The sequence below is a fragment of the Arthrobacter sp. TB 26 genome (assembly GCF_000427315.1).
Lineage (GTDB): Bacteria > Actinomycetota > Actinomycetes > Actinomycetales > Micrococcaceae > Arthrobacter.
Map to the genome: position 1 here is coordinate 19,212 of NZ_AUPJ01000309.1, position 1,676 is coordinate 20,887.

Annotated in this window: 3 protein-coding genes (1 of these 3 only partly in view); all 3 read left to right on the plus strand. The window is 65.9% G+C overall.

Going from position 1 to position 1,676, the window contains the following annotated elements; genetic code table 11:
* Positions 1-157: the final stretch of a methyltransferase domain-containing protein gene (locus tag K789_RS22930; RefSeq protein ID WP_306376553.1), read on the plus strand. It extends 824 nt beyond the left edge of the window; only the last 157 of its 981 coding nucleotides appear in the window; the start codon falls outside the window, past its left edge; its stop codon occupies positions 155-157.
* A 39-nt stretch (positions 158-196) separates the two neighbouring features.
* Positions 197-658 carry an NfeD family protein gene (locus tag K789_RS0111510; protein ID WP_024366893.1) on the plus strand — a complete coding sequence of 154 codons (462 nt, stop codon included), beginning with the start codon at positions 197-199 and terminating at the stop codon, positions 656-658.
* Positions 659-754: 96 nt separating this feature from the next.
* Positions 755-1,676, plus strand: a 922-nt coding sequence (locus K789_RS0111515; RefSeq protein WP_024366894.1) for an SPFH domain-containing protein, incomplete at its 3' end; no start/stop codon positions are given.

The window sequence follows — 1,676 nt, forward strand, 5'->3', positions numbered from 1 at the left end:
CCGCCGTGTCGGCCCGGTTCCGGATCGGTGTTTTCGAACCGCTGCGCCAGCCCGCCGGGTTGCCCGAAAAGTAACGACTTGGGCACTTTCATCAGCTGCCTTCCGCGGCCCTCCGCGTGCGATGCCGTTCGGCTTAGGATGGAACCACAGTTACTGAGGATCTGCGCCTGCGGATCCCGGGGCGAAGGGGGAAAAGATGTTCGAATGGCTGCCCGAAAACTGGTGGGCGTTATGGCTCACGGTGTTCCTGGTGTTCGCCGTGGTGGAGATGCTCACCCTTGACCTGTTCTTCATCATGCTCGGTGGCGGAGCCCTTGCCGGGCTGGTGGCATCCTTCGCCGGCGCCGACCTCGGTCTGCAGATCGTGGCCTTTTGCGTTGTGTCCCTCCTGATGATCGGCTTCGTCCGGCCCGTCGCGCTCAAGCACCTCCACAAGGGCCCGGCCGACCGCCGGAGCAACGTGGAGCGGCTGATCGGCGAATCCGCCCTCGTTATGGAGCCGGTCAGCGCCAACGGCGGCCTCGTCAAAATCGGCGGCGACGTCTGGAGTGCCCGCTCCGAGACCGGAGTCCTGGCCCCGGGCCAGCACGCGATCGTCAGTGCGATCGACGGCGCCACCGCCGTCGTTGCCCCGCAGCCGGAAACCGCCATCCAATAGCCCGCGCAAGAATTCCGGCTGCCGCCACCGGCGCCGGGTACGCGGCGGGCGACCGCCGCACACCATAGCAAGACCAATCTGGGGAATAGGTGATGTATGGATATCGCAGTCGCAATCGTGCTGCTGGTTCTCGTTGCGTTCGTAATAATTGTGCTGGTCCGGTCAGTGCGGATTGTCCCGCAGGCCCGTGCCGGCGTCGTCGAACGGCTGGGCAAGTACCAGCGGACGCTGAACCCCGGCCTCACGATCCTGATCCCGTTCGTGGACCGGCTGCTGCCGCTGCTTGACCTGCGTGAACAGGTGGTCTCCTTCCCGCCGCAGCCGGTAATCACTGAGGACAACCTCGTGGTCTCCATCGACACGGTGGTCTACTTCCAGGTCACCGATGCGCGGGCGGCCACCTACGAGATCGCCAACTACATCCAGGCGGTCGAGCAACTCACCACCACGACGCTCCGGAACGTCGTGGGTGGCCTGAACCTCGAAGAGGCCTTGACCTCGCGTGACCAGATCAACGGGCAGCTCCGCGGCGTGCTGGACGAAGCGACCGGCCGCTGGGGCATCCGTGTCTCCCGGGTGGAACTCAAGGCAATCGATCCGCCCCACTCCATCCAGGATTCGATGGAGAAGCAGATGCGCGCCGAGCGTGACCGCCGCGCCGCCATCCTCACCGCGGAAGGCACCAAGCAGTCCGCCATCCTCACCGCCGAAGGCCAGCGGCAGTCCTCGATCCTGAAGGCCGAAGGCGACGCGAAGGCGGCGATCCTGCGGGCCGACGGCGAGGCCCAGGCCATCCAGAAGGTGTTCGACGCGATCCACAAGGGCAACCCCGACCAGAAGCTCCTCGCCTACCAGTACCTGCAGACCCTCCCGAAGATCGCCGAGGGCTCGGCGAACAAGCTGTGGATCATCCCGAGTGAGGTCGGCGAGGCCCTCAAGGGCATCGGGAACGCGCTCGGCGGCAGCAAGGAGGGCCAGTTCAATGACGGGCTGTTCGGCCCCGATTCCGACGCCGCGG